General features: G+C 59.8%; 27 protein-coding genes. 13 read left to right on the forward strand and 14 right to left on the reverse strand.

From position 1 onward, the window contains the following. Positions 1-15 precede the first annotated feature (15 nt). From BK660_RS15420 to BK660_RS15445, 6 genes are all read right to left on the reverse strand, one after another. The gene (locus BK660_RS15420; RefSeq protein WP_123433996.1) at positions 16-1,356 is read right to left on the reverse strand and encodes a sensor histidine kinase; all 1,341 of its coding nucleotides are present in this window, start codon (positions 1,354-1,356) and stop codon (positions 16-18) included. A gap of 174 nt (positions 1,357-1,530) precedes the next feature. Continuing rightward, positions 1,531-1,980 (reverse strand): Spy/CpxP family protein refolding chaperone, encoded by a 450-nt coding sequence (locus tag BK660_RS15425; RefSeq protein WP_123433997.1) that lies wholly within the window; start codon positions 1,978-1,980, stop codon positions 1,531-1,533. A 320-nt stretch (positions 1,981-2,300) separates the two neighbouring features. Next, the gene (locus BK660_RS15430) at positions 2,301-2,978 is read right to left on the reverse strand and encodes a response regulator transcription factor (RefSeq protein WP_123433998.1); all 678 of its coding nucleotides are present in this window, start codon (positions 2,976-2,978) and stop codon (positions 2,301-2,303) included. Between the two features lie 7 nt (positions 2,979-2,985). Next, complete coding sequence (locus BK660_RS15435; RefSeq protein WP_123433999.1) at positions 2,986-3,399, reverse strand: SH3 domain-containing protein; 414 nt, start codon at positions 3,397-3,399, stop codon at positions 2,986-2,988. A 109-nt stretch (positions 3,400-3,508) separates the two neighbouring features. After that, the gene (locus BK660_RS15440; RefSeq protein ID WP_027922302.1) at positions 3,509-3,808 is read right to left on the reverse strand and encodes a YciI family protein; all 300 of its coding nucleotides are present in this window, start codon (positions 3,806-3,808) and stop codon (positions 3,509-3,511) included. A 1-nt stretch (position 3,809) separates the two neighbouring features. Next, entirely contained in the window at positions 3,810-4,406 is a 597-nt protein-coding gene (locus BK660_RS15445; RefSeq protein WP_027922303.1) for a septation protein A, read from the reverse strand. Between the two features lie 87 nt (positions 4,407-4,493). Here BK660_RS15445 and BK660_RS15450 point away from each other — a divergent pair, with 87 nt between their 5' ends. From BK660_RS15450 to rluB, 6 genes are all read left to right on the forward strand, one after another. Then, the gene (locus BK660_RS15450) at positions 4,494-5,357 is read left to right on the forward strand and encodes a PHP domain-containing protein (RefSeq protein WP_027922304.1); all 864 of its coding nucleotides are present in this window, start codon (positions 4,494-4,496) and stop codon (positions 5,355-5,357) included. Positions 5,358-5,370: 13 nt separating this feature from the next. After that, positions 5,371-6,000 carry an L-threonylcarbamoyladenylate synthase gene (locus BK660_RS15455; RefSeq protein ID WP_123434614.1) on the forward strand — a complete coding sequence of 210 codons (630 nt, stop codon included), beginning with the start codon at positions 5,371-5,373 and terminating at the stop codon, positions 5,998-6,000. Further along, positions 6,001-6,822: a segregation and condensation protein A gene (locus tag BK660_RS15460; protein WP_123434000.1), complete on the forward strand. Its 822-nt coding sequence runs from the start codon at positions 6,001-6,003 to the stop codon at positions 6,820-6,822. Between the two features lie 11 nt (positions 6,823-6,833). Continuing rightward, complete coding sequence (gene scpB, locus BK660_RS15465; protein WP_123434001.1) at positions 6,834-7,805, forward strand: SMC-Scp complex subunit ScpB; 972 nt, start codon at positions 6,834-6,836, stop codon at positions 7,803-7,805. Between the two features lie 143 nt (positions 7,806-7,948). Beyond that, entirely contained in the window at positions 7,949-8,140 is a 192-nt protein-coding gene (locus BK660_RS15470; protein ID WP_123434002.1) for a DUF1289 domain-containing protein, read from the forward strand. A 157-nt stretch (positions 8,141-8,297) separates the two neighbouring features. Then, the gene (rluB, locus tag BK660_RS15475) at positions 8,298-9,584 is read left to right on the forward strand and encodes a 23S rRNA pseudouridine(2605) synthase RluB (protein ID WP_123434003.1); all 1,287 of its coding nucleotides are present in this window, start codon (positions 8,298-8,300) and stop codon (positions 9,582-9,584) included. A 91-nt stretch (positions 9,585-9,675) separates the two neighbouring features. On the opposite strand, the gene BK660_RS15480 is transcribed toward rluB, so the two are convergent. Both BK660_RS15480 and BK660_RS32605 read right to left on the reverse strand, forming a co-directional pair. Next, positions 9,676-10,641: a M29 family metallopeptidase gene (locus BK660_RS15480; RefSeq protein WP_123434004.1), complete on the reverse strand. Its 966-nt coding sequence runs from the start codon at positions 10,639-10,641 to the stop codon at positions 9,676-9,678. A 69-nt stretch (positions 10,642-10,710) separates the two neighbouring features. Then, positions 10,711-10,848: a hypothetical protein gene (locus tag BK660_RS32605; protein ID WP_170219177.1), complete on the reverse strand. Its 138-nt coding sequence runs from the start codon at positions 10,846-10,848 to the stop codon at positions 10,711-10,713. A gap of 810 nt (positions 10,849-11,658) precedes the next feature. Here BK660_RS32605 and BK660_RS15485 point away from each other — a divergent pair. Together BK660_RS15485 and arfB are read left to right on the forward strand one after the other, a co-directional pair. Then, entirely contained in the window at positions 11,659-13,071 is a 1,413-nt protein-coding gene (locus BK660_RS15485) for an amino acid permease (protein ID WP_123434005.1), read from the forward strand. A gap of 229 nt (positions 13,072-13,300) precedes the next feature. Beyond that, positions 13,301-13,714, forward strand: coding sequence for an alternative ribosome rescue aminoacyl-tRNA hydrolase ArfB (arfB, locus tag BK660_RS15495; protein WP_123434006.1), 414 nt, complete (start codon positions 13,301-13,303; stop codon positions 13,712-13,714). On the opposite strand, the gene BK660_RS15500 is transcribed toward arfB, so the two are convergent. The 6 genes from BK660_RS15500 to phhA all read right to left on the reverse strand — a co-directional run bounded on the left by BK660_RS15500 (position 13,711) and on the right by phhA (position 18,121). After that, a complete protein-coding gene (locus tag BK660_RS15500; RefSeq protein ID WP_123434007.1) occupies positions 13,711-14,907 on the reverse strand; it encodes an MFS transporter in 1,197 nt (398 codons plus the stop codon). The genes arfB and BK660_RS15500 overlap by 4 nt on opposite strands. A gap of 104 nt (positions 14,908-15,011) precedes the next feature. Next, positions 15,012-15,194 (reverse strand): hypothetical protein, encoded by a 183-nt coding sequence (locus BK660_RS15505; protein WP_123434008.1) that lies wholly within the window; start codon positions 15,192-15,194, stop codon positions 15,012-15,014. Positions 15,195-15,271: 77 nt separating this feature from the next. Further along, entirely contained in the window at positions 15,272-15,403 is a 132-nt protein-coding gene (locus BK660_RS33030; RefSeq protein WP_010461912.1) for a hypothetical protein, read from the reverse strand. 278 nt (positions 15,404-15,681) lie between these two features. Further along, entirely contained in the window at positions 15,682-16,875 is a 1,194-nt protein-coding gene (locus BK660_RS15510) for an amino acid aminotransferase (RefSeq protein WP_123434009.1), read from the reverse strand. Continuing rightward, complete coding sequence (locus tag BK660_RS15515) at positions 16,875-17,231, reverse strand: 4a-hydroxytetrahydrobiopterin dehydratase (protein WP_027922316.1); 357 nt, start codon at positions 17,229-17,231, stop codon at positions 16,875-16,877. Before BK660_RS15515 ends, BK660_RS15510 begins: the two co-directional genes overlap by 1 nt. Before the next feature lie 104 nt (positions 17,232-17,335). After that, positions 17,336-18,121, reverse strand: a complete 786-nt coding sequence (gene phhA, locus BK660_RS15520; RefSeq protein WP_027922317.1) for a phenylalanine 4-monooxygenase — start codon at positions 18,119-18,121, stop codon at positions 17,336-17,338. 279 nt (positions 18,122-18,400) lie between these two features. Here phhA and BK660_RS15525 point away from each other — a divergent pair, with 279 nt between their 5' ends. The 5 genes from BK660_RS15525 to BK660_RS15545 all read left to right on the forward strand — a co-directional run bounded on the left by BK660_RS15525 (position 18,401) and on the right by BK660_RS15545 (position 23,789). Further along, entirely contained in the window at positions 18,401-19,963 is a 1,563-nt protein-coding gene (locus BK660_RS15525; protein WP_123434010.1) for a sigma-54-dependent transcriptional regulator, read from the forward strand. A gap of 390 nt (positions 19,964-20,353) precedes the next feature. Continuing rightward, on the forward strand, positions 20,354-21,094 hold the full coding sequence (locus BK660_RS15530; RefSeq protein WP_059181392.1) for a flagellar basal body rod protein FlgF: 741 nt from the start codon (positions 20,354-20,356) through the stop codon (positions 21,092-21,094). 45 nt (positions 21,095-21,139) lie between these two features. Then, positions 21,140-21,925, forward strand: coding sequence for a flagellar basal-body rod protein FlgG (flgG, locus tag BK660_RS15535; RefSeq protein ID WP_123434011.1), 786 nt, complete (start codon positions 21,140-21,142; stop codon positions 21,923-21,925). Positions 21,926-21,977: 52 nt separating this feature from the next. Next, positions 21,978-22,673: a flagellar basal body L-ring protein FlgH gene (gene flgH, locus BK660_RS15540; protein WP_123434012.1), complete on the forward strand. Its 696-nt coding sequence runs from the start codon at positions 21,978-21,980 to the stop codon at positions 22,671-22,673. A 27-nt stretch (positions 22,674-22,700) separates the two neighbouring features. Beyond that, positions 22,701-23,789, forward strand: coding sequence for a flagellar basal body P-ring protein FlgI (locus BK660_RS15545; protein ID WP_123434013.1), 1,089 nt, complete (start codon positions 22,701-22,703; stop codon positions 23,787-23,789). Positions 23,790-23,800 lie beyond the last annotated feature (11 nt).

The raw sequence follows: 23,800 nt of genomic DNA on the forward strand, positions 1-23,800 counted from the left end.
AACCCTACAAAGGGTTCAGGGTTGGACGACCGCTCCTGGCACCAACGGCAATTCCAGACTGGCCACAAACCCGCCCTGGGGATGATTGGCCAGCACCAGACTCCCGCCATGACGCTCTGCAGCGCGGCGCGCAATCGCCAGGCCCAGACCATGTCCGGCCGCCGTTTGCCCCGGCGCTCGATAAAACGGCTCGCCCAACTGATTCAAATGCTCGGCGTTCACGCCCGGCCCATGGTCACGCACGCTGACGACAATGCGCTCACCCTGCCGCACGGCCTGCATTTCAATTGACTGCCCCACCGGGTTAAACCGCTGGGCGTTGCGCAGCAGATTGTCGACGGCACGCTCGATCATCGTCGGCCAGCCCTTGAGGTTCAGTTGCGGCTCCGCCTGAAGACGCACGTTTTGTTCCGGTGAACCCAGTTGCGCATCCTTTTGCAGCGTATGAAGCAACGCGTTGAGGTCGACCTCTTCGGCACTCGCGTTGTCGGCGTCGACCCGGGCCAGCACAAGGATTTCGCTGATCAGCGCTTCCAGCCGGTCGCATTCGCGGGTCAGGCGCGGCCAGAGCTTTTCCCGTTCTTCAGGGTTGGCCCGTTCCGCCAATGCCAACGCAATGCGCAGTCGGGCGAGCGGGGAGCGCAGTTCGTGCGACACATCGCGCAGCAATTGCCGCTGGCTGCCGATCAAGCTTTGTAGGCGTGAGCCCATGCGGTTGAAATCGTTGGCCAACACGCCGAATTCATCGCGTCGGTTGGCCAGTTTCACCAGACTGTTCTGCTGATAGGTGGTTTGTCCCAAATCATGCACGGCACCGCGCAAACGGCTGAGCGGGCGGGTGATCGACAGGGTGACGAACAGGCTGAACAAGGTCAGCACCACCAACGCGATGCCCAGCGCACTCAACGGCCACAGCAGGCTTTCGCGGTGCCAGGAATCCAGTTCCGGGTGCGGGATGCGATAAATCAGCAGGTAGGTGTCACCGGTTTTTTCGCTGGTGTATTCCGCGGTCAAACGACGCCATGGCAGGCGCCGGTCGTCGTTGTTCTGCCGGGCTTCGAAAGCGGCTGCGCGACGCGGGAAGGTGCCGCGGACGACCGGGTCGCCGCTTTCGTTCAGCACCTGCACGTCGATGTGATATTGACGTTTGCGCTGTTCCAGAATGTCCTGGGCGGCTTCTTCACCCTGGGCTTCGTATGTTTGCGTCCACTCTTGCGCCAGGGTGTTAAGGCCCGGATGGCGGCTGAGGATCCACGCGTCCTGGTTGAGCATGTGCCCCAGCAGAATGGAGAGCCCTGCCACTAGAGCGATGGCCAACCAGAAGCTGGCCAGGATACGCCAGAACAATGAACGCACAGAAAGTCCTCAAGCTAACGCAAATCCCCTGTGGGAGCGGGCTTGCTCGCGAAGGCGGTGTCTCAGGCAAATCATTGTTGACTGACACACCGCCTTCGCGAGCAAGCCCGCTCCCACATTAGATTGGGGGGTAACAGACCCAACGGGTTGGCCGTTGGGTCCGGGGTCAGCGCATTATTGCGCTTTTTGCGGTTGTTGCGCTTTCCAGGCCTTGAACTCGGCCCACTCGGCGCGACGCTCAGCCTGCTTTTTCTGGATCTCGTCGAATTTCTTCTGTTGATCCGGTTTCAGCACGGCGCGTACATCGGCTTCGGCTTTCTGATGCTTGGCGGTCATTTCGTCTTTCAGGGCTTTCTGGTCGGCTGGCGAGAGTTTCTCCAGGTACTTGTCGACCAGTTGCTTACGCTCGTGCATCTGCTCGCCCATGATCTTGCGGATCTGCTCGCGCTGTTCGCGGCTCAGGTCGAGTTGGCTGTACGGGCCTTTGCCGTGCATGCCGTGCATCTGACCGCCGTGGCGCGAGTCGTCCATCGGCCCACCCATCGGGCCGGTGCCTTCAGGCATGGCCATGGCAACGGTCGGCAAAGCGGCGGCGAACATCAGAGCGATAAGAGTCTTGCGCATGGTGAATCTCCTTGTCTCGTTCCCGGTACGTTCCGGATGAGTACAGATTACGCAGATCAAGGTCAGCGGCGGTCAGCGGAGCGTAAAGCTTGGGTAAAGACGATTTTGCATCGACCTGACACTTCCACCATTTTTCAGACCCACACGCCCGGTGTAGCAGCTGTCGAGCCCCGGCGAGGCTGCGTCCGGCGGCGCAGCCGTCGTAAACCCTGAGAACGCGGTTTTCCTGAAAAACCGCAGCGCCTGATTTCACGACGGCTGCGCCGCCGGACGCAGCCTCGCCGGGGCTCGACAGCTGCTACAAGGGATCGAGTTCTGAATTAGAGGCTGTAGTAGTAACCACGGCTGCGCAGCGCAACGATGCGCGGGCGGCCGTCGGGGTGCGGGCCGATTTTCTTGCGCAGGTTGCTGACGTGCATGTCCAGGCTGCGGTCGTACAGGGTCAGCTTGCGGCCGAGGGCGATCTGCGCCAGTTCCTGTTTGTCCAGCGGCTCGCCGGGTTGCTTGAGCAGGGCTTCGAGCAAACGGCTTTCGGAAACGGTGAGGGTGTATTCCTGTTCATCGATGCTGACCACACCGCGCACCGGGCTGAAACACAGATCGCCCAGCTCGAGCTGACTGGAGACTGCTGCCGGATGACTGCGGCGCAATACGGCGCGCAGGCGGGCTGTCAGTTCCCGTGGGTCGCAGGGTTTGGCCAGGTAGTCGTCGGCGCCCAGTTCCAGGCCGAGGATGCGGTCCAGAGGCTCGCCGCGTGCCGACAGCATCAGCACCGGCAGGTCCGGGTGATCGCTGCGCAATTGCTTGAGTAATTCCAGACCGCTGCCGTCCGGCAGCATCACGTCCAGCACCACGGCGGCGGGAGAGGTTTCGGCCAGCGCGCGGCGGGCACTCTGGCCATCGTGGCAGGCACGGACCTGAAAGCCTTCCTGGCTCAACCAACTGCTCAGGAGCTCGCACAGCTCCTGGTCATCATCAATTAGTAACAGCTCGCTCATGAATCACTCAATTTAGCCATTGCCGACGTTTTCTGGTGGCACCACTGGCGAAGATACCGCAGAGCAGGGCCAATAGCGCTACTCCACCGCCGATAACAAACCATTGCTGCTGATCAGTCAGCAGACGTGGCAACGGGCTACTGGCCTGCGCTTCCTTGAGCTGCAGCTTGAGGCGCTGATTCTCTTGGCGCAACCGGCTCAGTTGAGCGCTTTCGCGTTCGGCATCGGTATTTTGCAGTTGCTTGTTCAATTCTTCCCGTTGCTGCTCGCTGACCTTCAAGCGTTGCTGCAAATCGCTAATCTGGCTGCCGGCGCTCAGGGACAAAGGCGTCGAATTACCGCCCTCGGCGCTTTCTTCACCGTGGGCCGGGGCCATGATCGACAACGTCACCAACAACAGACACAACGGACCCTTGCGCATCGCGACTCCTGATTCCAATCGAGTGATTGGGCAGGTTGTCGGCAGGCAAACGAGAATAATGAGCGTTGAGAGCGCGATGAACCGACAAGGTTCATCGCGCGGGAGAAAATTACGGGAGGACTTGCTTGAACGGCTTGACCGAAACGTTGGCGTAGACGCCTGCGGCAATATACGGATCAGCGTCGGCCCAAGCCTGTGCGGCGCTCAGGGAATCGAATTCGGCGACGATCAGGCTGCCGGTGAAACCTGCAGCGCCCGGATCATTGCTGTCGACCGCCGGGTGCGGACCGGCCAATACGATGCGGCCTTCACCCTTGAGCACTTGCAGGCGCTCAAGGTGGGCAGGGCGCGCGGACAGTCGGGCTTGCAGCGAGTTGGCGACGTCTGTGGCAATGATTGCGTAGAGCATGTCAGTCCTCGGTTTTTGGCGTAGTGGTGTCGGTGTCGTGCAGGTGGCGGGACAGGTAAATGCCCTGGCCGACCAGGAACAGCAGCGTCATGCCCAGGCTGCCGAAGACTTTGAAGTCGACCCAGTAGTCCTGAAAGGTGAACGCGACGAACAGGTTGGCGGCGCCGCAAAACAGGAAGAAGGCGATCCAGGCGATGTTCAGGCGCGTCCAGACGGGCTCCGGCAGGGTCAGTGCGTGGCCCATGATGCGCTTGATCAGCAGGCTGTCACCGACGAAGTGGCTGCCAATGAATGCCAGGGCAAACAACCAGTTCACCACCGGCGCTTTCCACTTGAGGAAGGTTTCGCTGTGGAACGCCAGGGTCAGGCTACCGAAGACCAGGCAGGCAATGAGGGTCAGCCACTGGCTCTTTTCAAGCTTGCGCTGCTTGATGAACAGCGCGCCGTAAACCACCAGCGAGCTAATGATCAACATCGCGGTGGCGCTGTAGATACCGCCTACAGTCAACTCATGACCGCCGATGTCGACGACCCGCGGGTCCAGTTTGAAGACGATGAAAAACAGCAGGAGCGGGATGAAATCGATGAATTGTTTCACAGTGGCAGCCAGAAGCAGGATGTGGCGGCATAATAACAAACATATGGGCGCGCGATAGCGCCAGCTGATTTGAGGTAACAAAGTCCTGTGAATGTTGATTTGCACTGCCATAGCACGGCCTCCGATGGCGCCCTGGCGCCTGCGGTACTGGTTGCGCGTGCGTTCGAGAAAGGCGTGCGAGTCCTGGCCTTGACCGATCACGACACCCTTGAGGGCCTCGATGAGGCCCGCACAGCCGCGACGGCGCTGGGGATGCAACTGGTCAATGGCGTCGAATTGTCCTGCACCTGGGGCGGCGCGACCATTCACGTTTTGGGTTATGGATTTGATGTCACGGCACCGCCGTTGGTCGAAGCGATTGCAAAATTGCACGATGGCCGTTGGCTACGGTCCGAAGAAATAAGCCGCAAGCTGGCGTTGAAAGGCATGCCGGGGGCGCTGGAAGGGGCCCGTGCCATGCAGCAGGAACTGGGCGACAGCGGCAACGCGCCGGCCCGTCCGCACTTCGCCGACTGGATGGTGCGTGAAGGGTTTGTAAAGGATCGCGCCGAAGCCTTCCGCAAATGGCTGGGCGCCGGCAAGCTGGGCGACGTCAAGCAACACTGGCCAACTTTGGAAGAGACGGTCGAAACCCTGCGCGCGGCGAAGGCCTGGGTCAGCCTGGCGCATCCCTGGCACTACGATTTCACTCGCAGCAAGCGTCGTCGCCTGATTTCTGACTATATTCAAGCCGGGGGCCACGCGATTGAAGTGGTCAATGGCCATCAGCCCGCCGAACAAGTGGGCAGCCTGGCGATTCTTGCTCGTGAGTTCGGTCTGCTGGTCAGCGCCGGCAGTGATTTTCATGGCCCTGGAGGCTGGTCCGAGATCGGCGAATACCGTCCGCTCCCGGAGGATCTGCCACCACTGTGGTGTCGATTCAAACATGACCCAATTATTGCCGCCGTCTGAACAGGTAGAGAATGTGAGTCAATTTTTCCAGATTCATCCGGAAAACCCGCAAGCGCGCCTGATCAAACAGGCAGTCGAGATCATCCGCAAAGGCGGGGTGGTGATTTATCCCACAGACTCGTCCTACGCCATTGGTTGCCAGATCGGCGACAAGAATGCCGTGGAGCGCGTGCGCCGGTTGCGCGGGCTGGATGACAAACACAACTTCGCGCTGATTTGCAGCGACCTGTCGCAGCTGGGAGTGTTCGCCAAGATCGACACCGGCACGTTCCGCCTGCTCAAGGTGCACCTGCCAGGGCCGTACACCTTCATTCTCAACGCCACCCGCGAAGTCCCGCGGCTGTTGTTGCACCCGAAAAAACGCACCATCGGCCTGCGGGTCCCGAGCCATCCGATTGCCCTGGCGTTGCTGGAAGAGCTCGGCGAGCCGCTGATGAGCGTGACCCTGATCCTGCCGGGCGACACCGACCCGCTGAGCGACCCGTTCGAAATGCGTCAGTTGCTTGAGCATCAAGTCGACCTGATCATTGATGGCGGGTTCGGCGGGATCAAGGCCTCCACCGTGATCAATCTCGCCGACGGCGAGCCGGAAGTGATCCGTGTCGGTTGCGGCGACCCTGCGCCGTTCATGGCTGAGGCGTAGATGTCTGCAGTAGAACCCGTCGTCGACAGTCAGGCCGGAGCCCAGCAAGAGCTGCCCTTCGCGATGGTGTATGGCCAGGCGGTGCTGGAAATGCCGCTGGACCTGTACATCCCGCCGGATGCGCTCGAGGTGTTTCTCGAGGCCTTCGAAGGCCCGCTCGACCTGCTGCTGTACCTGATCCGCAAACAGAACATCAACATCCTCGACATCCCGGTGGCGGAAATCACTCGCCAGTACATGGGGTATGTCGAGTTGATGCAGTCGGTGCGCCTGGAACTGGCCGCCGAGTACCTGGTGATGGCCGCGATGCTGGCCGAGATCAAGTCGCGGATGCTGTTGCCCCGCGCCGAAACCATCGAAGACGAAGAAGACGACCCGCGCGCCGAGCTGATCCGCCGCTTGCAGGAATACGAGCGCTTCAAGGCCGCCGCCGAAGGCATTGATGGCCTGACCCGTGTCGGCCGTGACGTCGTGGTGCCCAAGCTGGATGCCCCGGAAGCCCGGGCGCGCAAACTGTTGCCGGACGTGCGCCTGTCTGAATTGCTGTTGTCCATGGCCGAGGTCCTGCGCCGCGGCGACATGTTTGAAAGCCACCAGGTCAGTCGCGAGGCACTGTCTACCCGCGAACGCATGAGTGATGTACTGGATCGGCTCAAGGGCGGCGGTTTCGTGCCCTTTGTCGAGCTGTTCACCGCCGAAGAGGGGCGACTGGGGGTGGTGGTGACTTTTATGGCCATCCTCGAACTGGTCAAGGAATCCTTGGTCGAGCTGGTGCAGAATGAGCCGTTCGCAGCGATCCACGTGCGGGCCCGAGCCGAATAACGAGTTGAATCATGAACCTGACTGAACCCCGCGAGCTGGCGCCACTGCTTGAAGCCTTTCTGTTGGCCTCGGGAAAACCGCAATCGCTTGAGCGCCTGTTTGAACTCTTCGAAGAGGGCGAACGGCCGGAGCCGCCGGTTTTCAAGAAAGCGCTGACGATCCTGGCCAAGTCCTGCGACGGGCGCGCTTTCGAGCTGAAAGAAGTCGCCTCCGGCTACCGCCTGCAAATCCGCGAAAAGTTTTCACCGTGGGTCGGGCGTTTGTGGGAAGAACGGCCGCAGCGATATTCCCGCGCCATGCTCGAAACCATTGCCCTGATCGCCTATCGCCAGCCGATCACCCGGGGCGAGATCGAAGACGTGCGGGGCGTGGCGGTCAACAGTCAGATCGTCAAGACGCTGATGGAGCGCGAGTGGATCCGCATCGTCGGCTACCGCGATGTGCCCGGCAAACCGGCGATGTTCGCGACCACCAAGGCGTTTCTCGATCACTTCAACCTGAAGAACCTCGACGACCTGCCGCCGCTGGCCGAACTGCGCGAGCTGGAACCGGACCCGGTGCTCGACTTCGACGACGCGCCCGTGCCTGCCAGCCTGCAAGAGTTGGCGGACGCCAGCGCCGAGCCGGAAGAACCCAAGGAAGAAACCAGTTTCCACACGTTGTTGCTGGAGCTGGACACCATGGAGGAGGGGCTCAAGACCGACTTCGACGATTTATTGCGCGATGGCGAGATGACCACGGTTGAGCCTGACATCGACAGTGAACTTCAGGTTGAGCCCGAAGCCGCAGCCGAGTTAGAGCCAGAGCCAGAGCTCGAAGACGATGTTCTGGGCGTCGCCGAGGCTCGCGAAAAACTCCTGGCTGCCGTTGCCGCCCTCGAACAACCGAAACCCGAGCCTGAGCCTGAGTTGAGCGACGAAGAAGCCGAAGCCCGGGCACTGGCCGAAGCCATCGAAGCCGAACGCCGCGAGTTCGACGACTGATTCAATCTAATAAGCACTGAAAATCCCTGTGGGAGCGGGCTTGCTCGCGAAGTCGGCGTGTCAGTCAACATGTTAATTGCCTGACACACCGCCTTCCCGAGCAAGCCCGCTCCCACATTAGATTTGTGATGACGGGAGTTTTGATGAGCTCAACCAAAGACCCCTGCATCAACCTCTGCAAATTCACCGACGACATCTGCCTGGGCTGCGGTCGCAGCAAGCGTGAAATCAGGGCCTGGAAGAAACTCGACAAGCTCGACAAACGCACCGTTCTCGCTGATGCATCGCTCAGGTTGATCAAGCTGGGTGCCACCGGTCGGCGGAAAAACAGGTAACTCTGCGTTCATCAGCTAGTCTCTGATGCGCAAACGCCCACATGAGCGTATGATTCGCGACCCTTCGGCGATCCCTTCGCCCAAGTGAACAGATTTACATCGCTTCAGGACCCTCACTTCAGAGCTTCCTGAACAGACCACACCGGGAGGTGCCCAGATGAGTATCAACGACCAGAAAGACGACCAGGAAATCGGCCCAGCAGGCGAAAAACTGCAGAAAGTCCTCGCCCGTATCGGCGTCGGCTCGCGCCGTGACGTAGAAGCCTGGATCAGCCACGGCCGCATCAAGGTCAATGGCAAAGACGCCACGCTCGGTCAGCGTGTCGACATGCATGACGCCATCACCATCGATGGCCGCGTGATCAAGCGCGAAGAAGCCGCCGAGTCGGTACGCCGCGTGATCATGTACAACAAGCCCGACGGTGAAATCTGCACCCGCCTCGACCCGGAAGGCCGTCCGACCGTTTTCGACAAGATGCCAAAACCGAAAGAAGGTCGCTGGATCAACATCGGCCGTCTGGACATCAACACCACCGGTCTGCTGATGTTCACCACCGACGGTGAGCTGGCTAACCGCCTGATGCACCCTTCCTACGAAATGGACCGTGAATACGCGGTACGTGTGCGTGGCGAAGTCGATGACGAGATGATCGAGCGTCTGAAAGCAGGCGTCGTCCTTGAAGACGGCCCGGCCAAGTTCACCGACATCAAACAGGCACCCGGCGGCGAAGGGTTCAACCACTGGTACCACTGCGTGGTAATGGAAGGTCGCAACCGCGAAGTTCGTCGTCTGTGGGAATCCCAGGGCCTGGTGGTCAGCCGTCTGAAGCGCGTGCGTTTCGGTCCGGTGTTCCTCAACTCCGACCTGCCGATGGGCCGCTGGCGCGAAATGAGCCAGTACGAAGTCGACATTCTGAGTGCTGAAGTCGGCCTGACGCCGGTTGCGATGCCGCAGATGAACGCGAAGAGCAAAGACAAGCTCGACCGTATGCAGCGCAAATCGTCGCGTCCGATGGGCAAGACCGAGCGCGTGCGTTCGTTGCGTCCAGCCATTGGTAACCAGACCGCTGCTACGCCGCGTGATACTCGCGAGCCGCATTTCGAAGGCGAGCGTCCAGCTCGCAAGCCAGCAGCACCTCGTGCTGATGGCGAGCGCGGTCCACGCACGCCACGTCCGGCCAACGGTCGCACCGAGCGCGGCGAAGGCCGTGGTGCGCCAAGCGGCGGTCGCAGTGATCGCGGTGCTCCGGCAGGTCGTGGTGAGTCGGGTCGTGGTACGCCAGTGGCCGACCGTCCTGCCGATACCAAGCGCCCGGCCAAGCCAGCGCCGAAGAAACGCCCAGGCATCGTCCTGGTCGACAAGGACGCACCATCGGGCAAGCGTCGCGGCGCACCAGCCGGTTCGGGCCAGCGTCCGGGCTTTGGTCGTCGCAAGCCTGAGTAATCGGTAAGCGCCACATAAAAAACGCCATCCCTCGGGATGGCGTTTTTTTTGCCTGACTGATCGTTCCCACGCGGAGCGTGGGAACGATCATTTAGAACACAAACCGCCCATCAAACACCGCCTCATCATCCAGCGCCAACACGCCACTGGAGAAGATCAGATCCAGATGATGGCTACCCTTGGCGCCACCGCCCAACCCAAGGTGCAGCCCGCAATGGCGCTCCTCGAACCCGGCATTGCGCGCATACAAGGCTTTCACCCCCTCATTGGTGCCAATCCCCAGCTCTTCAATTCTTCGATTCGACGGATTGGCCTCCAGGTATTTATTGAAGTCATGCTCCAGCCCCGGCACCTCGGTGGCGATTTTGCGGATGGTCGAGTTCTCGATCCATAACTCCAGCGGTGATTCCAATACTCCATATTTACGGGCAAATGGAATCGTACTGAGAAAAGTCCCCATGAATTTCACTCGTCCATTAATCGCATCGCTGTGCGTGGCGATTTCACCGGGTGCCAGATCAAAGTTGCCGACACCGTTGATGTCAGTCCACTTTTTAATGCTGTTCAGCGGAGTGTCAAACCAGGAACCGTGTTCATCTTTGAAACTTAACATCGTGGCCTGGGACAGGCGCTGGATCAAATGGCTGTTCAACCCGGCAATGCGTTGCGGGGTGACGCTGAAGGTGTCGTAGAAGTAATCGCCGTAATCCTTGAACAGCAGGGATTTCTTCCAGCTCTCGGCCATCACGCCCTGCAGTGCGCGGACAAATTCCGGGCCTTCGGGGCGTGGGTTGGGCAGCGTGGAAGAGTCGTAGAAAAAAATGTACAGATCGCTGTCGGCAATGGCCTGGGCCAGCAAAGCCGTGGGTTCCAGATCAAGGCGTAGCGTGTTGAAACGGAAGGGTTGGCGGCCATCGGCGTGTTCGGCAATGGCACCGGTCAGCGCCTCGTAATCGGCAGTGTGGCCAAGCAAGACCTTCGCCGGGTTGATGCCGGCAAGGGCAGGGTGCTGTTCGAGGTAGTAAAGGAAATGGCTAATGGCGCGATGCTTATCCATGCTGTCCTCCGTGACAAACTGCGAAAAAGTGGCAGGCACAACCGGCCGGATTACGCCTGCCGGGAGGTCTTACAGAGGCCACATCGCCGTGCCGAACGGAACTACCGCGTCGGCTTGCATCATTTCTACGGCGGCTTCATGGGTCGGTGCTTCAAACCAATCATCCAGTTGCAGTTCAGTTTCCAAGTCTTTATCCAGTGCTTGCATGGTGAAACTCCTTAGTGACTTTTGAGTAGAAACAACTTGCCGGTCGATGCGGCTCGGCAAGTCGCTGCAAACCTAGTTGAGAGATTTTTATAATGCAAAAAAATAATCAAATAAGATTTTCACTGAACTGTTTAGTTTGTTTTTTTAATTATTATTTATTAATAGAAAACAAAAACTAACTCGTCTTTATCCTTAGGAAGCTTCCTATCGTCAATTTGCAGTCGTCCTACAGATAAATCCGATTCGGAAAATAATCGTTACGCCTTGTAAAGAAATGCTGACGAAATATCGCCTGAAACCCTGTCGGTTGACGCTTGCGGTACGGGTGTAAGGAAAACCTGCCGAAATCAATCCGATCAACCATCGCCCAAGGCTCTGGCCCGCTTGTTTCAGCGGCGCAGGAAGGGTCAGATGCGCCCCATGCCTGTCGTGCAGGTGCATAACAAGAAGGAGGCGCAATGTACGCCGTGATTCAAACCCAACTCTCCCCGTGGGGCGATTCTTCAATCGTTCCCGTCGATGGCCCGCAAGGGTCTGACTCTTTATTTGCAGCCGCCCGGGATACTCGGGGCGGACACCGGCAATCCCGGCTTACAACTCGCTGATCCAGCGGGTCTGGCAGCAGGGGGTTAGCGGTGTACAATGCGCCGCGTTTTACCTGTGACCTCCTGCGCAAAAGCGCAAACCTCAAGGCTATCCGCCTTGTTCACTCCGCCACGCCACGAGTGTGCCGGGTTCGATTTCGTCACAGATAAAAACAAACAGGTGACGCATGAACGTTGTAACGATGCAGAACGTGAGACCCTTTTCATGAGTGGACAAAACTCGCAGTCAGGCGAGCTGAAGCGCGGCCTGAAAAATCGCCACATTCAACTGATCGCCCTCGGTGGCGCGATCGGTACCGGTTTGTTCCTCGGCTCGGCCGGGGTCCTGAAATCCGCTGGCCCGTCGATGATCCTCGGCTACGCCATCTGCGGCTTCATCGCGTTCATGATCATGCGCCAGCTCGGCGAAATGATCGTTGAAGAGCCGGTCGCCGGTTCTTTCAGCCACTTTGCACACAAATACTGGGGTGGTTTCGCCGGCTTCCTGTCGGGCTGGAACTGCTGGATCCTGTACATCCTGGTGGGCATGTCGGAGCTGACCGCGGTCGGCAAATACATCCACTACTGGGCGCCGGACATCCCGACCTGGGTCTCGGCAGCCGGCTTCTTCGTCCTGATCAACCTGATCAACCTGGCCAACGTCAAAGTCTTTGGCGAGGCCGAGTTCTGGTTCGCGATCATCAAGGTCGTGGCCATCGTCGGCATGATTGCCCTGGGCAGCTATTTGCTGGTCAGCGGCAACGGCGGCCCGCAAGCATCGGTCAGCAACCTGTGGTCACACGGTGGTTTCTTCCCGAACGGTGTCAGCGGTCTGGTGATGGCCATGGCGATCATCATGTTCTCCTTCGGCGGCCTGGAAATGCTCGGTTTCACCGCGGCTGAAGCCGACAAGCCGAAAACCGTGATCCCGAAAGCCATCAACCAGGTGATCTACCGGATCCTGATTTTCTACATCGGCGCACTGGTCATTCTGTTGTCGCTGACGCCATGGGACAGCCTGCTGGCAACCCTCAACGCGTCCGGTGATTCCTACAGCGGCAGCCCGTTCGTGCAAGTGTTCTCGATGCTCGGCAGCAACACCGCCGCGCACATCCTCAACTTCGTGGTACTGACCGCGGCGTTGTCGGTGTACAACAGCGGCACCTACTGCAACAGCCGCATGCTGCTGGGCATGGCCGAGCAGGGCGATGCGCCAAAGGCCTTGTCGAAAATCGACAAGCGCGGCGTGCCTGTGCGTTCGATCCTCGCCTCGGCGGCGGTAACGCTGATTGCGGTGCTGTTGAACTACCTGATCCCGCAAAACGCGCTGGAACTGCTGATGTCGCTGGTGGTTGCGACCCTGGTGATCAACTGGGCGATGATCAGCTTCTCGCACTTCAAGTTCCGCCAGCACATGAACAAGACCCAGCAAACGCCGCTGTTCAAGGCACTGTGGTACCCGTACGGGAACTACATCTGCCTGGCGTTCGTGGTGTTCATCCTGTGCGTGATGCTGCTGATTCCGGGGATCCAGATCTCGGTGTACGCGATTCCGGTGTGGGTCGTGTTCATGTGGGTCTGCTACGGCATCAAGAACAAGCGCAGTGCGCAGCATGCGTTGCAGGCTTCGGTGAAGTAACGCCGTATGCAGAAACAACAAACCCGGCCACTGTGCCGGGTTTGTCATTTTCAGGGTTCACACAAAACCCTTGTGGGAGCGAGCCTGCTCGCGAAAGCGGTGTGTCAGGCAGTAATGATGTGAACTGACACGGCCACTTCGCGAGCAGGCTCGCTCCCACAGTTGATCTTCTGCGTGTCGCAAATCGCATTCGCGGTATCCTGCGCACTCTGAATACGGACGCTTTTCCATGCTGGTGATTTCCAACAACGTGCATCTGCCGGATGCCGAGATCGAGTTGACGGCCATTCGCGCGCAAGGCGCCGGCGGGCAGAACGTCAACAAGGTCTCCAGCGCCATGCACCTGCGCTTCGACATTCCGGCCTCGTCCTTGCCCGAGTTCTACAAGGAACGGTTGCTGGCGCTGCGCGACAGTCGCATCACCAGCGAAGGCGTGTTGATCATCAAGGCCCAGCAATACCGGACGCAGGAGGCCAATCGCGCCGATGCGCTGGAGCGCTTGATCGAGTTGATCCTCAGCGCGACCAAGGTCGAAAAGAAGCGTCGCCCGACCAAGCCGACGCTGGGTTCAAAAAAACGTCGACTCGAATCCAAGACCAAACGCGGCAGCATCAAGGCCGGGCGCGGCAAGGTCGATTTTTAACGCGCCCGCGCTTCGCGTTGCTTCGGCGCTTGCCGGTATAAGTAAACGCTCAATGCCAAACCGCTCAGCGCGGCCATCGCGGCAAACAGGAAGATCGAAGCAAAACCAAACCCGGCCGCAATGGCACCGGCCAACGGCCCGGTAATCCCCAGCGACAAATCAATGAACAGCGAATAAGCCCCGACCGCCGCACCACGACTGGAAGCCGGCACCAGGTTGACCGCTTCCACACCCAGCGCCGGGAAGACCAGCGAAAATCCGAAACCGCTCAGCGCCGCACCGGCCAATGCCCAATGGGCATCAGGCGCCAGCCACAGCAGCAGCAACCCCAAGGTTTCCACCGACAGGCAGGCAATTGCCACGCGAAACCCGCCGAGGCGGTTGATCAGGTTGCCGAACAGCAGGCGCGCGCCGATGAAGCTGGCGCCGAACAAGCTCAGGCACAACACCGCGTTGTCCCAGTGCTGCGTGGCGTAATACAGGGTGATGAAGGTGGCGATGGTGCCGAAACCGATGGAGCCCAACGCCAGACCGCAGCCGTGTGGCAGCACCCGACCCAGCACATGCATGAACGGCAGGCGCTCACCGACCACGATTGGCTCGGCGGTTTTTGGCCAGGCCAGTGCCAGGCCCAGCACGGCCAGCAACACAATGCTTACGCCCATGCTCCACAAGCCCAGCTGATGAACCAGCAGCACCCCCAGCGGCGCGCCGACGGCCAGTGCGCCGTAGCTGGCGATGCCGTTCCAGGAAATCACCTTGGCGGTGTTGGCCGCGCCGACCCGGCCGATGCCCCAGCCAATCGATCCCGAGCCGACCAGGCTTTCCGCGCTGCCGAGCACCAGGCGGCCGATCAACAGGCTGATCAGGCTCACGGTCGGCAGGCTTTGCGTCCAGGCTGAAACCAGCATGAACACGCCGCTCAAGCCGCAACCGGCCAGACCGTACATCACCGCCAGTTTGCTGCCCTTGTTGTCGATGATTTTCCCGGCATAAGGCCGGCTGAGCAGGGTGGCCAGGTATTGCACGCTGATCACCAGACCGGCGATCACCGCGCCGAAACCCAGGTCGCTGTGGACGTAGCCGGGCAATACGGCCAGGGGAATGCCGATATTCAGGTAGCCGATGAAGGTAAACAGAACGATGGAAACGACTTGCAGCGTGACCGCCAGGGGGCGCTGGTTTTCAGACATGGGTAAAGGTCCACGGGAAAGCAGGATAGATAGGCTGCTTATGATAACGGCGCGAGCGCTCGCGGGTCGTGGAAAAAGTAAAACTATTTGCCGGGCGGGTTGAATCAGGGCTTGGTGGGGGCAACCAGTTGCGTTGTGACCAGGGCGGCCAAAGCGTTTTCCTGGGTGCCGAAGCGGGCGAGCAGCGCGGCTTGTTTCTCGGGGGAGAGACGATTCCAGATCTCGATCATCTTCTCGGCGGTGCCGATCAGGACGCTGGCCTGGCTCTCATTGAATTCGTCGGTCATGGTGTGTAGCTCAAGGGTTCAGGCGGTGTGGAAAGCGCATGTTAGCGCTTTCCACACGGTCTGGCATTGCGGGTGTTTCAGTCTTCGCTGTCGGCCTGGCGGCGTTCAGTGGCTTCTTTGGGCTCGGGCTGTTGGGCGCCGGCTTGTTGCGTGGTTGTCTGCTCAGTTTCGTGCAGGCTTGGGAAGGGGAGATTAGGGATCTCGTGCATGGTTCGCGCTCCTCGCAAAGTCTGTTGATAGATCTGGTAGATCCGCGCTTTTAAAAAGCTTGGGCAGGATACAGCACTGAAAATGACAATCAGACTTTTATATCCATTTGTTGCGACGGATGGGATTGTCTAGACAGGTCTGTAGGTGGGAGCGCTGCAAAACAAATGTGGGAGCGGGTTTACTCGCGAATACGGTGAATCAGTCAATGTTGATATCGACTGACACACTGCTTTCGCGAGCAAGCCCGCTCCCACATTTGATTGTGTGAAGGCTGGGGTTATTTGCAGACTTCAGCGATGGCTTCAGCCAGCAAATCCAGGCGCGTCGCATCAATCCCTGCCACGTTGGCCCGGCCGGAGTTGACCATGTACACGCTGTGATGATCGCGCAGCTGTTTAACCTGCACCGCCGTCAACCCGGTGTACGAGAACATCCCGCGCTGCACGCCAATGTGCGCAAAGCGTTCACGCAAACCATACGGCTCCAGTGCTTCAACCAGGCCACTGCGCAACTGGGCGATGCGCAACCGCATGCCTTCCACTTCGTCGGCCCAGAGGCTTTTCAGCTCCGGGTCGCCAAGAATGGTTGCGACCACGGCAGCCCCATGATCCGGTGGTGTCGACCACAGGTTACGGGCGATGTTGGCCAGTTGGCTGCGGATGTCCACGAGCTTGTCAGCGGTTTTTGCACAGACAATCAGCGCGCCGGTGCGGTCGCGGTACAAGCCGAAGTTCTTCGAGCAGGAGCTGGTGATCAGCACTTCCGGCAACGCGTCAGCGAACAGACGAGTCGACCAGGCATCCTGTTCCAGTCCATCGCCGAAGCCTTGGTAGGCGAAGTCGATCAGCGGCACCAGATCGCGACTGCGCACCACGTCCAGCACTCGGCGCCAGTCGTCATGGGACAGATCGAAACCGGTCGGGTTGTGGCAGCAGGCGTGCAGCAACACCACGTCGCCCTTCGGCGCTTCGCTCAGTACCGCGAGCATCGCGTCGACGTCGAGGCGGTTGTCGCTGCCCACGTATGGGTAATGACTGACCTTGACCCCGGCCGCCGCGAAAATCGTTTCGTGGATCGGCCAGGTCGGGTTGCTCAGCCACACGCCACGGCCCGGCAGGCACTGGGCGATGAAGTCGGCACTCAAGCGCAATGCGCCCGTGCCGCCCGGGGTCTGGGTCGCCCCGGCGCGTTGACCGGCGATCAGCGCGGAGTCCGCGCCGAGCACCAGCTCACTGATGGCTTTGCCGAAGGCCGGTTCGCCGTGACCACCGATGTAGGTCTTGGTGGTCTGGCGATCCACCAGGCGCTGCTCGGCCAGCTTCACCGACTGCGGAATCGGCGTCAGGCCCTGGGCATCTTTATAGACGCCCACGCCGAGGTCGAATTTGCGCGGGTTCGGATCCTGCGCATAGGCTTCCATCAAGCCGAGAATCGGATCGCCGGGAACTCGACCTATGGCGTCAAAATGCATTATTTGCGGCCCTCGGCGTCCTTGGCCACTTCGTCAGTGCGCGCGGCCATGATGAAGTCGTTGCGGTGCAGGCCCTTGATGGAGTGGCTCCACCAGGTGACGGTGACTTTGCCCCATTCGGTCAGCAGGCCCGGGTGGTGACCTTCAGCCTCGGAGATTTCACCGACAGCGTTGGTGAACGCCAGTGCGTGCTTGAAGTTTTTGAACAGGAACAGCTTTTCCAGCTGCATCACGCCGTCGCGGACTTCGATGTTCCAGTCCGGGATCTGCTTGATCAGGATCGGCAACTCTTCGTCGCTGACTTGAGGGGCATCGGCGCGGCAGGCTTCGCAGTGGGCTTGGTTCAATGTGGACATGTTGAATTCCTGAAATCGAATAATTGGAAATCGGCCGTCAGTGACACCACGCTAAACCAAAGCGTCGGTTCCTGACAGGCTCACGTGTTTCTAAAAGCTGCGGATCACGCAGCCTTTGGCGGAAATTTCGGGGTGTGCAAGCCCAGCTGCATGCCTTGCTTGACCATGCTCATGATGTCTTCATGAGCCACATCAAACAGACGCTTGAGGTTCGGCAGGACAAAGTACAGCGGTTGCAGGATGTCGATGCGATACGGTGTGCGCATGCATTCCAGCGGATCGAACGCTTGATGCTCAGGTTCGTTCGACAGGCAGTAAACGGTTTCTTTTGGCGAAGAAAGAATGCCGCCGCCGTAAATGCGCAGGCCTTCGGCGGTATCGACCAGACCGAACTCGATGGTCATCCAGTACAGGCGCGCCAGGTACACCCGTTCTTCCTTGGTCGCTTGCAGGCCAAGTTTGCCGTAGGTGTGGGTGAATTCAGCGAACCAGGGGTTGGTCAGCAGCGGGCAGTGGCCAAAGATCTCGTGGAAAATGTCCGGCTCTTGCAGGTAATCCAGCTCTTCGCGAGTACGAATAAAGGTCGCCACCGGAAACTGCTTGTTCGCCAGCAATTCGAAAAACGTCTGGAAGGGGATCAGCGCCGGGACTCGGGCCACTTGCCAACCGGTGGTTTCACCGAGGACTTTGTTGATTTCACCGAGTTGCGGAATGCGGTCGTGGGGCAGACCGAGTTTTTCGATACCGTCCAGGTATTCCTGGCACGCACGGCCCTCGATCACTTTCAGTTGGCGAGTGATCAGCGTGTTCCACACCGCGTGTTCTTCAGCGGGGTAGTCGATAAAACCTTGCGCATCGGGCTCGCGAGCCACGTACTGCGTCTGCTTCATGCTGCTCTCCTGCGAGGGGATTTCGTTCTTGTTATGTGCTGCTATGGACCTAGAAATACCCCAAGGCGTGCGGCGGTGCAGCAGGTGTTCGGTGCTCTTTGTAGGAATATTCGCTGTTTTTCGTAAAGTATTCGTTACGGATTGGCCGCCAAGGCGCAGCTATTGAGATTTGCGGGTTTGAAATGGCGTCCGGGTGTCACATAATCTTGACGACCAACTTGGCCCCTGTGCAGAAAAATCCTAGCGCGGGGCCTCGATTCCCTTTCTTCGGGCCTTTATATGCGTATCAAAGTCCACTGCCAGAACCGCATCGGCATCCTGCGCGACATTCTCAACTTGCTGGTGGAATACGGGATCAACGTCGCCCGTGGTGAGGTCGGCGGTGAGCATGGCAATGCGATCTACCTGCACTGTCCGAACCTGATCAATATCCAGTTCCAGGCCCTGCGTCCGAAATTCGAATCGATTGCCGGTGTATTCGGCGTCAAGCGGGTCGGGCTGATGCCCAGCGAGCGTCGGCACATGGAGCTCAATGCCTTGCTCGGTGCCCTGGAGTTTCCAGTGTTGTCGATCGACATGGGCGGCTCCATCGTCGCCGCCAACCGGGCGGCAGCTCAGTTGCTCGGGGTGCGGGTGGATGAGGTGCCGGGGATTCCGCTGTCGCGTTACGCCGAGGATTTTGATTTGCCGGAACTGGTGCGCGCCAACAAGTCGCGGATCAACGGGCTACGGGTCAAGGTCAAGGGTGATGTGTTTCTGGCCGACATTGCGCCGCTGCAATCCGAGCATGACGACAGCGAAGCCATGGCCGGTGCGGTGCTGACGCTGCACCGCGCCGACCGGGTAGGGGAGCGCATCTACAACGTGCGCAAGCAGGAACTGCGCGGGTTCGACAGCATCTTCCAAAGCTCGAAAGTCATGGCGGCGGTGGTGCGCGAAGCGCGGCGCATGGCACCGCTGGATGCGCCACTATTGATAGAAGGGGAAACCGGCACCGGTAAAGAATTGCTGGCGCGCGCCTGCCACCTCGCCAGCCCGCGCGGGCAGTCGCCGTTGATGGCGCTCAATTGCGCCGGTTTGCCGGAGTCGATGGCGGAGACCGAATTGTTTGGCTATGGCCCCGGCGCCTTCGAAGGCGCGCGCGCCGAAGGCAAGCTTGGCCTGCTGGAACTGACGGCGGGCGGGACGTTGTTTCTCGATGGCGTGGGGGAAATGAGCCCGCGTTTGCAGGTGAAATTGCTGCGCTTTTTGCAGGACGGCTGCTTCCGTCGTGTCGGCAGTGATGAAGAGGTGTATCTGGATGTGCGGGTGATCTGTGCCACCCAGGTGGATCTGTCCGAGTTGTGCGCGCGGGGCGAGTTTCGCCAGGATTTGTATCACCGCTTGAACGTGCTCTCGCTGCACATCCCGCCACTGCGCGAATGCCTCGATGGTTTGACGCCGTTGGTGGAGCACTTCCTCGACCAGGCCAGTCGGCAGATCGGTTGCCCGCTGCCGAAACTGGCACCGGCGGCGATGGAGCGGCTCAGTCATTACCATTGGCCGGGCAATGTCCGGCAATTGGAAAACGTGTTGTTCCAGGCGGTTTCGTTGTGTGAGGGCGGGACGGTCAAGGCCGAACATATTCGTCTGCCGGATTACGGCGTGCGTCAGCCGCTTGGCGATTTCTCGCTGGAGGGCGGGCTGGATGCGATTGTCGGGCGCTTCGAGAAAGCGGTACTGGAGCGGTTGTATTCCGAGCATCCGAGCAGTCGGCAACTGGGCAAGCGGTTGGGGGTTTCGCATACGACCATCGCCAACAAGTTGCGTGAGTACGATGTCGGCAAAGAACCGGGCGCATAAGCAGTGGTCGTGTCCACTTTGTGGCGAGGGAGCTTCTGTGGCGAGGGGGCTTGCCCCCGTTGGGTTGCGAAGCAACGCCAGCAATCTGTCAGGCCTACCGAGTTGCTTGGATCTACGACTGCTGCGCAGCCGAACGGGGGCAAGCCCCCTCGCCACAAACTGTAAACATCCTCAGAGGGTGTGTTGGTTGCCAAAGGCCGACAGTTGCCACCCACCGGCATAACACCGCCGGTTTTTCGACTTTGACACAATCCCCCATTCCCCTCTGAAATCCCTCAAGTCCTTTGTTTGCCGGGCCCGGCGCCGCCAAAAAAAAGTTGGTCTGCAAATTGCTTATCGCTCATCAGTACAGCGGTGGGCGGCAAACGTCCGGCATGCAGAGGAAAGAGTGTGGATAAGTACCTTTATGTGGCAATGACCGGCGCCAGCCAGAATGCACTGGCGCAGAAGGCTCATGCCAACAACCTGGCAAACATCTCCACCAACGGTTTTCAGAAGGACCTGGAACAGGCCCGTTCGATGCCGGTGTTTGGTGACAGCTTTCCGGCGCGTGCGTTTGCGATGACCGAACGCCCGGCCACCGACTTCTCCCCTGGTTCGCTGGTTGAAACCGGTCGTGACCTCGATGTTGCGGTGCAAGGCAGCGGCTGGATCGCCGTGCAGACTCCCGATGGCGCTGAAAGCTATGTGCGCACCGGCAGCCTGAACGTGGACGCCCTGGGCGTGCTGCGTGCCGGTAACGGCATGCCGGTGATGGGCAATGGCGGTCCGATCGCCGTGCCGCCCGAGCAGCAGATCGAAGTCGGCGAAGACGGCACCATCAGCATCCGTGCGATGGGCGAAGGCCCGCGCGTGATGGCTGAAGTCGACCGCATCAAACTGGTCAACCCTGACCTGAAGAACATGACCAAAGGCCTGGATGGTTCGATCCACACCAAGGACGGCAAGCCGGCGCAAGCCGACGCCGGCGTCAAACTGGTGTCCGGGTTTCTCGAGTCGAGCAACGTCAACGCCGTGGAAGAAATGACCTCGGTGCTGGCTTTGTCGAAGCAGTTCGAGCTGCACATCAAGATGATGAACACCGCCAAAGACGATGACCAGGCCATGGCTCGGGTCTTGCAGATCAGCTAATTATCAGAACGTCGCGCCGTAAAACAGGCGCACGAGGAGAATCGAATGCTTCCGGCTCTATGGGTTGCCAAAACAGGTCTGTCCGCCCAGGACACCAACCTGACCACTATTTCCAACAACCTGGCCAACGTGTCGACCACGGGTTTCAAACGTGACCGCGCCGAGTTCCAGGACTTGCTCTATCAGATCAAGCGCCAGCCAGGCGCCCAGTCGACCCAGGACAGCGAACTGCCGTCGGGTCTGCAAGTGGGTACCGGTGTGCGCATCGTCGGTACCCAGAAAAACTTCACCGCCGGCAGCCTGCAAACCACCGAGCAGCCACTTGACCTGGCGGTCGACGGTCGCGGTTTCTTCCAGATCCTGCAGCCAGACGGCACCACGTCCTACACCCGTGACGGTACCTTTCACCTCGACTCCAACGGTCAGGTCGTGAATGCCAGCGGCTTCGCCCTGGAGCCGGCCATTGTCATTCCGAACAACGCGCAGACCTTCACGGTCGGTCGCGACGGCACCGTGTCCATCACCGTTCCGGGTAACCCGGCCAACCAGGTGATCGGCAACCTGCAAACCGCCGACTTCATCAACCCGGCCGGCCTGCAGGCCGTGGGTAACAACCTGTTCCTGGAAACCGCTGCTTCCGGCGCGCCGCAAGTCGGTACTCCGGGCCTGAACGGTTTCGGCACCACGCTGCAGAACACCCTGGAAACGTCCAACGTCAGCACTGTTGAAGAGATGGTCAACATGATCACCACTCAGCGCGCCTACGAGATGAACTCCAAGGTGATCTCCACCGCCGACCAGATGCTCTCGTTCGTAACGCAGAATCTGTAATCAAGTCTATGAGGCGACCATGAGGTCGCCTGCAACACCGTGAGGTAGGGTCATGAATCGCTTTGTATCTGTTCTGGCACTGAGTGGGGCTGTTGTGCTCGCGGGCTGCGTCCCATCGACGCCCAAGCCCAATGACCCGTATTACGCGCCGGTGTTGCCGCGCACGCCGTTGCCGGCTGCCGCGAACAATGGCTCGATTTATCAGGCCGGTTTTGAACAGAACCTGTACGGCGACCGCAAGGCGTTCCGGGTCGGTGACATCATCACCATTACCTTGAACGAGAAGACCCAGGCGAGCAAAAACGCCAACTCGCAAATTGGCAAGAACAGCAAGGCCAGCATCGGCCTGAGCTCGCTGTTCGGCTCCACGCCCAACACCAACAACCCGTTCGGCAGTGGCGACCTGAGTCTGGACGCCAGCTATGAAGGCGACCGCGCGACCAAGGGTGACAGCAAGGCGGCGCAGGGCAACACCCTGACCGGCTCGATCACCGTTACCGTCGCTGATGTGCTGCCCAACGGCATCATCGCGGTACGCGGCGAGAAGTGGATGACCCTCAACACCGGCGACGAGCTGGTGCGGATTGCCGGCCTGGTGCGCGCTGATGACATCGCCACCGACAACACCGTGTCGTCGACCCGCGTCGCCGATGCACGCATCACCTACTCGGGCACCGGTTCGTTTGCCGATGCGAGTCAGCCAGGCTGGTTCGACCGTTTCTTCCTCAGCCCGCTGTTCCCTTTCTAGGTGGCCAGTTTGAATCTTAAACACCTCATGGTGGCCGCCCTGATGCTGTCCGCCGCGTTCAATGCGCAGGCCGAGCGGCTCAAAGATATCGCCAGTATTTCCGGCGTGCGTTCCAACCAACTGATCGGTTACGGCCTGGTGGTCGGGCTTAACGGCACCGGTGACCAGACGACGCAGACGCCTTTCACCCTGCAGACCTTCAACAACATGCTCTCGCAGTTCGGTATCAAGGTGCCGCCGGGTTCGGGTAACGTGCAGTTGAAGAACGTTGCAGCGGTATCGATCAGTGCGGATTTGCCGGCGTTTGCCAAGCCGGGTCAGCAGATCGATATCACCGTTTCCTCCATCGGTAACTCCAAGAGCTTGCGCGGCGGCACCTTGCTGTTGACCCCGCTCAAAGGTATCGACGGCAACGTCTATGCCGTCGCTCAGGGCAACCTGGTGGTCGGTGGTTTTGATGCGGAAGGTCGTGACGGTTCGAAGATCACCGTCAACGTTCCGTCGGCCGGTCGTATCCCTGGTGGTGCGTCGGTGGAGCGTGCGGTGCCGAGTGGTTTCAACCAGGGCAATAGCCTGACGCTGAACCTCAACCGTTCGGACTTCACCACCGCCAAGCGCATTGTCGACAAGATCAACAACATGCTCGGCCCGGGCGTTGCCCAGGCCATTGACGGCGGTTCGATTCGCGTCAGCGCGCCGCTTGATCCGAGTCAGCGTGTCGACTACCTGTCGATCCTGGAAAACCTTGAAGTCGATCCGGGTCAGGCGGTGGCGAAAGTCATCATCAACTCGCGCACCGGCACCATCGTGATTGGCCAGAACGTCAAGGTGTCACCAGCCGCCGTGACCCACGGCAGCCTGACCGTGACCATCACCGAAGACCCGATTGTCAGCCAGCCTGGCCCTCTGTCCAACGGTCAGACGGCGGTCGTACCGCGCTCGCGGGTCAACGCGCAGCAAGAAGCCAAGCCAATGTTCAAGTTCGGTCCGGGCACCACCCTCGACGAAATCGTCCGGGCGGTGAACCAGGTCGGTGCGGCGCCGGGTGACTTGATGGCGATCCTCGAAGCACTGAAACAGGCTGGCGCATTGCAAGCCGACCTGATCGTGATCTGAGGACGGCTGTC

The organism is Pseudomonas brassicacearum (assembly GCF_003732265.1).
GTDB lineage: Bacteria > Pseudomonadota > Gammaproteobacteria > Pseudomonadales > Pseudomonadaceae > Aquipseudomonas > Aquipseudomonas brassicacearum_D.

Coding starts and splice junctions, on each gene's coding strand:
- BK660_RS15430 (WP_123433998.1), bottom strand. CDS start 2,978: ATGAGCGAGCTGTTACTAATTGATGATGACCAGGAGCTGTGCGAGCTC.
- BK660_RS15435 (WP_123433999.1), bottom strand. CDS start 3,399: ATGCGCAAGGGTCCGTTGTGTCTGTTGTTGGTGACGTTGTCGATCATG.
- flgG (WP_123434011.1), top strand. CDS start 21,140: ATGCTTCCGGCTCTATGGGTTGCCAAAACAGGTCTGTCCGCCCAGGAC.
- scpB (WP_123434001.1), top strand. CDS start 6,834: ATGAACCTGACTGAACCCCGCGAGCTGGCGCCACTGCTTGAAGCCTTT.
- flgH (WP_123434012.1), top strand. CDS start 21,978: ATGAATCGCTTTGTATCTGTTCTGGCACTGAGTGGGGCTGTTGTGCTC.
- BK660_RS15470 (WP_123434002.1), top strand. CDS start 7,949: ATGAGCTCAACCAAAGACCCCTGCATCAACCTCTGCAAATTCACCGAC.
- BK660_RS33030 (WP_010461912.1), bottom strand. CDS start 15,403: ATGCACGAGATCCCTAATCTCCCCTTCCCAAGCCTGCACGAAACTGAG.
- BK660_RS15485 (WP_123434005.1), top strand. CDS start 11,659: ATGAGTGGACAAAACTCGCAGTCAGGCGAGCTGAAGCGCGGCCTGAAA.
- BK660_RS15515 (WP_027922316.1), bottom strand. CDS start 17,231: ATGTCCACATTGAACCAAGCCCACTGCGAAGCCTGCCGCGCCGATGCC.
- BK660_RS15480 (WP_123434004.1), bottom strand. CDS start 10,641: ATGGATAAGCATCGCGCCATTAGCCATTTCCTTTACTACCTCGAACAG.
- BK660_RS15500 (WP_123434007.1), bottom strand. CDS start 14,907: ATGTCTGAAAACCAGCGCCCCCTGGCGGTCACGCTGCAAGTCGTTTCC.
- BK660_RS15525 (WP_123434010.1), top strand. CDS start 18,401: ATGCGTATCAAAGTCCACTGCCAGAACCGCATCGGCATCCTGCGCGAC.
- BK660_RS32605 (WP_170219177.1), bottom strand. CDS start 10,848: ATGCAAGCACTGGATAAAGACTTGGAAACTGAACTGCAACTGGATGAT.
- BK660_RS15460 (WP_123434000.1), top strand. CDS start 6,001: ATGTCTGCAGTAGAACCCGTCGTCGACAGTCAGGCCGGAGCCCAGCAA.
- BK660_RS15425 (WP_123433997.1), bottom strand. CDS start 1,980: ATGCGCAAGACTCTTATCGCTCTGATGTTCGCCGCCGCTTTGCCGACC.
- arfB (WP_123434006.1), top strand. CDS start 13,301: ATGCTGGTGATTTCCAACAACGTGCATCTGCCGGATGCCGAGATCGAG.
- BK660_RS15545 (WP_123434013.1), top strand. CDS start 22,701: ATGGTGGCCGCCCTGATGCTGTCCGCCGCGTTCAATGCGCAGGCCGAG.
- BK660_RS15440 (WP_027922302.1), bottom strand. CDS start 3,808: ATGCTCTACGCAATCATTGCCACAGACGTCGCCAACTCGCTGCAAGCC.
- BK660_RS15510 (WP_123434009.1), bottom strand. CDS start 16,875: ATGCATTTTGACGCCATAGGTCGAGTTCCCGGCGATCCGATTCTCGGC.
- rluB (WP_123434003.1), top strand. CDS start 8,298: ATGAGTATCAACGACCAGAAAGACGACCAGGAAATCGGCCCAGCAGGC.
- phhA (WP_027922317.1), bottom strand. CDS start 18,121: ATGAAGCAGACGCAGTACGTGGCTCGCGAGCCCGATGCGCAAGGTTTT.
- BK660_RS15505 (WP_123434008.1), bottom strand. CDS start 15,194: ATGACCGACGAATTCAATGAGAGCCAGGCCAGCGTCCTGATCGGCACC.